This window comes from Skermanella aerolata KACC 11604 (genome assembly GCF_000936425.1).
In the GTDB taxonomy this organism is placed as follows: domain Bacteria; phylum Pseudomonadota; class Alphaproteobacteria; order Azospirillales; family Azospirillaceae; genus Skermanella; species Skermanella aerolata.
In genome coordinates, this window is the sequence record NZ_AVFK01000113.1 from 1 (window position 1) to 6,240 (window position 6,240).

Consider the following 6,240-nt stretch of genomic DNA (forward strand, 5'->3'; position numbering starts at 1 on the left):
CCTGCCGATGCCTTTCGGCTTCAGCATGCCGTTCCTGATGCAGTCGATCGATCCTAGTGGCCATGTCGCGCGCATGCTGACGTTCGGTCTCCAATTCGCCTTGGAGCCGTTCAGCGGCTAAACGGACCTGCTCGACGTCCTGCCGCTCTTGTCGTTCCTTTTCGAGTTCGCCACGTACCCTCTCGACTTCGACCTCCAGCCGATCGGCCCGCGACTCCGCCCGTTCAATCCGCGCCAGCCGCTCGTCTGCTAGATCACGGAGAGCCTTTATTTCACCGGCGTACAGGTCTGGAACGGTGAGGGTAACGGTTCCCCCTAACGGTTCCGGTATCGGGGGGGTAACGGTTGAGGGAGCGGTGAGGGGAACCCGCACCATCTTCCCTTGATTGCCGTTGGGCCGATGCTCCAAGGTGCCGCGCTTGATCCTGTTGCGGATTGCGGTCGGCGTCACCTTAAGCCGCCGTGCCGCTTCGTTGACGGAGCACCAATCGTCTTCAGTCATGCGCGCCTACACCGTGAGGGTAACGGTTCCCCCTGACGGTTCCGGTACGGTGAGGGTAACGGTTCCCCCTAACTGTTGCCTGTCCGTTATCCCGCACCGTCATGCCCTATCTTGCCTGAAATCATGACCCACTGTAACACTGCTAAAGCACCTTGCCAACTGGCCCTGTTCCATGGCACACTGTGACAGTGTTACAGGAGATGATCATGAAGGTCTACGGATACACTCGGGTTTCGACGGAACGACAAGCCGACGAGGGCGAAAGCCTCGACGTGCAGCAGCGCCAGATCAGCGGGTATGCCATGATGAAGGGGCTTGAGATCGGCCGTGTCTTCGTGGAGCGCGGTGTCTCCGGCTCTACATGCCTGACCGACCGCCCTCAAGGCGCCGCCCTGCTGGCAGCACTGGAACCCGGCGATGTGGTCGTGACCGCCAAGCTGGACCGCATGTTCCGCTCTGCCCTCGATGCCCTGGACGTCTTGCAGCACCTTAAGACGCGCGGCATCAGCTTGCACATGGTGGACCTGGGCGGAGACGTGACCGGCAACGGCATCTCTAAGCTGGTCTTCACGATCCTGTCGGCCGTCGCCGAGGCGGAGCGCGACCGGATCCGGGAAAGGGTGCGCGACGTGAAGCGCGACCAGAAGGAACGCAACCGCTTCCTGGGCGGCACGGTGCCGTTTGGCATGAAGTTGGCCGAGGATGGTGCTCTCGTTCCGGACGCGCAAGCCCAGGCAGCCATCGTCACGATGCGGGAAGCCCGCGCGGCTGGCAGCAGTCTGCGTCACTGTGCCGAACTGGTTCAGGAACGTCATGGTCTCGACGTATCGCATATGACCGTCAAGCGGGTGCTGGAAGCCGAGAAGACGGCAGCGTGATAAGGCACGACGGTCAAGAAAATCCTCGACCGTGCGGCGTGACGGTCGGCAGGGTGCGGCCGGTGCGCTTCGCGCGTGAACACGGGGAACGGGGACGATGACGAAGAAGCGCGGTGATGACCAGTATGGCTATGACCCGGAGGGCGCCGCCGCCCGGACCCTGCTCGATCGCCTGGAGCAACGGGCTGAACAGCGGCCTGACAAGCCGGCAAGGAAGCTGGGCGATGTGCTCAAGTTGCCGAAGATCACGCCGACGACCAAGCGCCTGATCGAAGCGAAAGCCGCGATCATCGACGGTCCAGCCGACGACATCGCGTTCTCGCATTCAGTCCTGTGTCAGACCAGTCTGCCCTACCGGCCGACCGACGAGCGGGTATGGATACGCGATCAAGGGCAAGTCTCCCTTTTGATCGAAGCCGGCCGCGCCCGGCACCCCGACACCGGCAAGTGGGTTGAGCTGCCCTTGCCCCACGGCGAGAAGCCCCGGCTGGTCATGCTGCATCTGAACAGCGAAGCCAAGCGCACCGGCTCGCCCATCATCGACGTGGAAGGAAGCATGACGGCGTTCGTTCGGTCGCTCGGCATCCATGCGCATGGCCGGAATATCCGCACCCTGCGCGACCAAGTCGCACGCCTCGCCGCCGCCCACATCACGCTTGGCATAGGTTCCAAGACGATCAAGACGGACGTGATCGACGCCTTCGATCTGTGGTGGCCTGACGACGCGAAGCAGCGGACCATGTGGCCTTCGACGGTGCAGCTTGCGCCTCGGTACTTCGACAGCCTGATGGAGCATGCCGTCCCCCTCGACAGCCGGGCCGTCGCTGCACTAGCGCACTCGGCGCTGGATCTCGACATCTATGCTTGGCTTGCCCAACGCCTGCACCGTATCCCCAACGGCAAGCCGCAGACGATCACATGGCAGGCGATCAAGTCCCAGTTCGGCCCGGACTACGACCGGCTCAGGAAGTTCCGGGAGAAGTTCGTGCCGGCGCTCAAAGCCGTCCTGACCGTCTACCCCAGCGCCCGGATCGAGATAGTCGATGCCGGCTTGATGCTGTGGAACTCCCCGCCTCCAATCTTGAAGAAGCTGGTCAGCGTGCCACGTCTCAGCCCCCTGACCATCGACACGACCGCGACTGAAATCCCCGACGTCTGACCCTGTGAATTGACCGAGTTATCCACGATCACTTGGGGGCGCAAATCACGATCACTTGGGGGCGCCCATCCACGATCACTTGGGGGCGCCCATATAATGATACCGCTAGTTAGAACCGATAGGTTCCCGGTAGTTGGTCGCCAAACTCCGGGGATAACTGCGGCCTGGAGCAGCGGACCATGGTTGTGGCTATGAGCGATTGGACACAATGCTCCACCGCCAGCCCTGACCGAAGTGAAGCATGATCTTTCAACTGCCAAAGACGTCCCGGCACCAAGCGCTCCGGTTGGTCATTGCTCAATTCCCCGCGAACGGGTTGGAGGAAGACGGCATCCCAGCGACACCAGCAAACGGGTTCGCCGCATTCATCAGCGACCCAGCGCAGCGCCCCAGCGCCGCAAGCATCGCCGCCGATCCATCCAGCATGTAGCTGTAAGCCTGCGTCCCGACGGTTATCTTCAGCAGCTTGCCGCTGGACATCATCGTCACCTGGTCAGCCCTGAGTTGCCAAGGCAGCGCAACCACTTTGCCCTCAGCCATGCCCGCAAAAACTGTAGGGTTCCCGCGATCCACCGAAACCAAGGCGGAGTAATCGCCTTTCGGGATGTTCCAGGCGTTGTTCTGAATAAAAATCACCGCCTTACCCTTCGCCGAGATGATGAAAGTCAGCGCCGTGTCATTGGTGAAGTCCTGCGATCCAGCGCAGACTGAGCCATCGGAACTGATGTTCCAGCCACCGGCGTTCCCCAGAGGGACGTAATCAGCGGCCAAAGCCGGTGAGGAGAGAGAAAGGCAGAACGCCGCGGCGGCGGCCAAGGTAACGAAACGATTTGTCATAGCCAGAGCACCTGCGGAAACGACTGCTATCGACGACACACTGCACGGAAAAGATGAATCAATAAACATAAAATTAATAATATATAGAAAGAAAATGGCTCTAAGCTACCTGTATGATTCCCTGAAGCAGCTTCTGTCTTCCGGCTATAGCAGGGAGGACGCGCGCCGGTTCCCAGCGGGTACCTCTTGAACTTGCGCTCGATATTGATAGCGCTTTTAGCTAGCATATATCATGAACAAGGCAAACCGTAGAACCCTGGCCGCGATATACGACAGACCGACCAGTGCCGCCCTCCGCTGGTCAGATATCGAGCGTCTGGTTATCGCACTTGGTGGGACAGTTGAAGAACGCGCAGGTAGCCGCGTCTGGATCGAGGTCAATGGCGTTGGGGCGGTCTTCCACCGCCCGCATCCGAAACCAGAGACCAAGAAGGGAGCGGTCGAAGCGGTTCGCCAGATGCTGAGCAATGCGGGGATAAAGCCATGATGGAGCACAAGGGATACGTCTCCGGGCCGATCGACTTCGATCCCGAGGACGGGACGTTTTCAGGCACGGTTGTGGGTCTGGTTGATGTGATCCATTTCGAGGGATCGAACGCGACCGAATTGCTTGAGAGCTTTCGCGGCAGCATCGACGAGTATCTCGCTATCTGTGCCGAAAAGGGGCGCTCACCCGACAAGCCGTTCAGCGGCAAGATGCTGATTCGCGCCACACCCGAGCTGCATCGTAAAGCGTCCCTACGGGCAGCACGCGAAGGCTTGAGCCTCAGCGCCTGGGTAGCCCAGCAGATCGATGACGCACCTTGAGAGGGGCGGACCAGATTCGGCACCATCAGGGACCTTGCATCCGCCAGGATCGAGAGCACATGTCCTGCTGGTCGGACCTTTGCGCTGAAGAGGGTGGACGACGTCGGCAACCCCGGCATTCGAGTTCATGGCGTCTCGTCGTGCAGAACGCCTCCGGTCGAATCCCTACATCGCGATCTTTCCCTCGCCGGCGTGGAAGCCGTATTGCCTTCGATGCTCTCCGGGGTCACATGGGCATCTCCGGCTGGACCCTGGCGCTGAAGGGGCAGGCGACGTCGGCAACCCCGGCATTCAAGCCTGTAGCGTCTCGCTGTGCAGAACGCTTCCATGCCGACTTTCAGCTTTTGCCGATTTGAAGGCCGCCTGATGGCCTTGGAGTGCGGGAAGGCCGTATCCCCATCGAAAACATCGAACCCCTCGTGCTTGAGCTTCCTACGGCCTTGGCGGGCATGTTTGAGGATATGGCTAGACGGCGTTCCTGGGCATGCTCCAATGCCTGCTGACGATCAATCAACAATATCCCCCTATTGATATTTTCATTGTGCTTGCTTCACCAAGCATCCATAGTCGATGCTTGGTGAAGCAAGCATCATAGGTATGGAATGACCGACGGCACCAGCGAAGGCGGGAAGGCGCGCGCACTGAAGCTTTCCTCTGAAGAACGCAAGGCTATTGCCATAGCTGGAGCCCAGGCACGCTGGGCCAAGGCTGACCCCGGTAGGGAAAACCTGTCGCGTGCGATCTGCGGATCAGTCGACAAGCCCTTGATGATCGGGGACATAGAAATCCCCTGCTATGTACTGGATGATGAGCGACGTGTGCTGACCGTTGCAGGCATGTCGCGCGGCATGGCGATGGCTCAGGGCGGTTCTATGGTAAGGGGACTGAACCGATTTGAGCTTTTCATCAGCCGTGACCGCATAAAGCCCTTTGTTTCCGCCAGTTTGGCGGAGCGAATCCACTCGCCCATCATTTTCCTGACGACAAGCGGCGGGAAGGCTTACGGCTACGAAGCTGAGGTTCTGGTAGAGCTTTGCGAAGCTGTTTTAGCGGCGCGCGAAGCCAGAGTGCTTCAGAAGCAGCAGGAAGGTATCGCACATAGATGTGAATTGCTGGTGCGCGGGCTTGCGCGCGTGGGCATTGTCGCTCTGGTCGATGAAGTTACGGGGTATCAGCAAGTCCGGGCGCGCGACGCGCTCCATAAGATCCTTGAAGCCTATATCGCGCCTGAGCTGCTCCCTTGGACCAAGCGTTTCCCCAACGAATTCTATGTCGAGCTTTATCGGTTGCTGAACTGGAGTATCAATCCATTGGCTGCAGGAAAGCCGGGATATGTCGGCACCCTGACCAATAGTCTCGTCTACGACAAGTTACCGCCGGGCGTCGTGGACGAGTTACGGCTGCAGAACCCCGTAAACCCTGATACCAAACGGCGTAGGTACAAGCACCATCAATTCCTTTCGGAAGATATAGGCAATCCGCATCTGGAAAAGCATATCTCGCAGGTAATTGCATTGATGAGAGCATCGGATGATTGGCACATGTTCAAACGCTTGTTCCGACGAGCATTTCCCGATCCGCAGCGTGAACTAGATTTGCGCGATGGAGATTTCAAACAAGTCACCTCTGCGGCACCTGCTTAGGAAGAAGCATGTTTCCATTTCAGGTTAATGATAGCGACATCGACGACCACGGCCTTTTCCTGTGCCAAGATATGGATCTAAGGTCGAAGATTTTGCCTCTCTTCAGCTTCAATCCACATGAAGCTGACAAGCGTCCGGTCGGGCATGGGACTGCATTTAGGATTGATCCTTGGTCACGTTGTGCCACCGCCTTTCATGTAGTCGAGGATCTGTTACGGATCGATCATCACGGCGCTGAGCCAGTTCTTAGGGAAGACGTTAGGCTGGTGGCTCTGGAGGTCAGTGGTCAAGGCTATGGTCGTCTCCGGCTTCCAGAAGGCGCTTGGCGCCCCTTCTCTGGTTCCTATAGCCTGCTCGGTATAGAGCACCATCCATTGAACGGACGTCAAATCCGCAACGTTGCCGAGTTGATGG

8 protein-coding genes are annotated in these 6,240 nt (G+C 59.0%); 6 read left to right on the forward strand and 2 right to left on the reverse strand.

What is annotated here, in order from left to right; all coding sequences use genetic code 11:
* A partial coding sequence (locus N826_RS44025; RefSeq protein ID WP_211099507.1) for a hypothetical protein occupies window positions 1–502 on the reverse strand: 502 nt, incomplete at its 3' end.
* Between the two features lie 206 nt (window positions 503–708).
* Here N826_RS44025 and N826_RS38190 point away from each other — a divergent pair.
* Together N826_RS38190 and N826_RS38195 are read left to right on the forward strand one after the other, a co-directional pair.
* The gene (locus N826_RS38190) at window positions 709–1,380 is read left to right on the forward strand and encodes a recombinase family protein (RefSeq protein WP_044437726.1); all 672 of its coding nucleotides are present in this window, start codon (window positions 709–711) and stop codon (window positions 1,378–1,380) included.
* Window positions 1,381–1,477: 97 nt separating this feature from the next.
* Window positions 1,478–2,539 (forward strand): replication protein RepA, encoded by a 1,062-nt coding sequence (locus tag N826_RS38195; RefSeq protein WP_052832802.1) that lies wholly within the window; start codon window positions 1,478–1,480, stop codon window positions 2,537–2,539.
* A 297-nt stretch (window positions 2,540–2,836) separates the two neighbouring features.
* Here N826_RS38195 and N826_RS38200 read toward each other — a convergent pair whose 3' ends face one another.
* The gene (locus tag N826_RS38200) at window positions 2,837–3,376 is read right to left on the reverse strand and encodes a hypothetical protein (RefSeq protein WP_044437727.1); all 540 of its coding nucleotides are present in this window, start codon (window positions 3,374–3,376) and stop codon (window positions 2,837–2,839) included.
* A 232-nt stretch (window positions 3,377–3,608) separates the two neighbouring features.
* On the opposite strand from N826_RS38200, the gene N826_RS42615 reads away from it, so the two are divergent.
* The 4 genes from N826_RS42615 to N826_RS44030 all read left to right on the forward strand — a co-directional run.
* Entirely contained in the window at window positions 3,609–3,863 is a 255-nt protein-coding gene (locus N826_RS42615) for a type II toxin-antitoxin system HicA family toxin (protein ID WP_084721548.1), read from the forward strand.
* Window positions 3,860–4,183: a type II toxin-antitoxin system HicB family antitoxin gene (locus tag N826_RS38205; RefSeq protein ID WP_244619771.1), complete on the forward strand. Its 324-nt coding sequence runs from the start codon at window positions 3,860–3,862 to the stop codon at window positions 4,181–4,183. The genes N826_RS42615 and N826_RS38205 overlap by 4 nt, the downstream gene beginning before the upstream one ends.
* A gap of 602 nt (window positions 4,184–4,785) precedes the next feature.
* On the forward strand, window positions 4,786–5,826 hold the full coding sequence (locus N826_RS38210) for a P63C domain-containing protein (protein ID WP_044437729.1): 1,041 nt from the start codon (window positions 4,786–4,788) through the stop codon (window positions 5,824–5,826).
* Between the two features lie 8 nt (window positions 5,827–5,834).
* Window positions 5,835–6,240 (forward strand): hypothetical protein (locus N826_RS44030; RefSeq protein ID WP_157599434.1); only part of this gene is annotated, 406 nt, incomplete at its 3' end.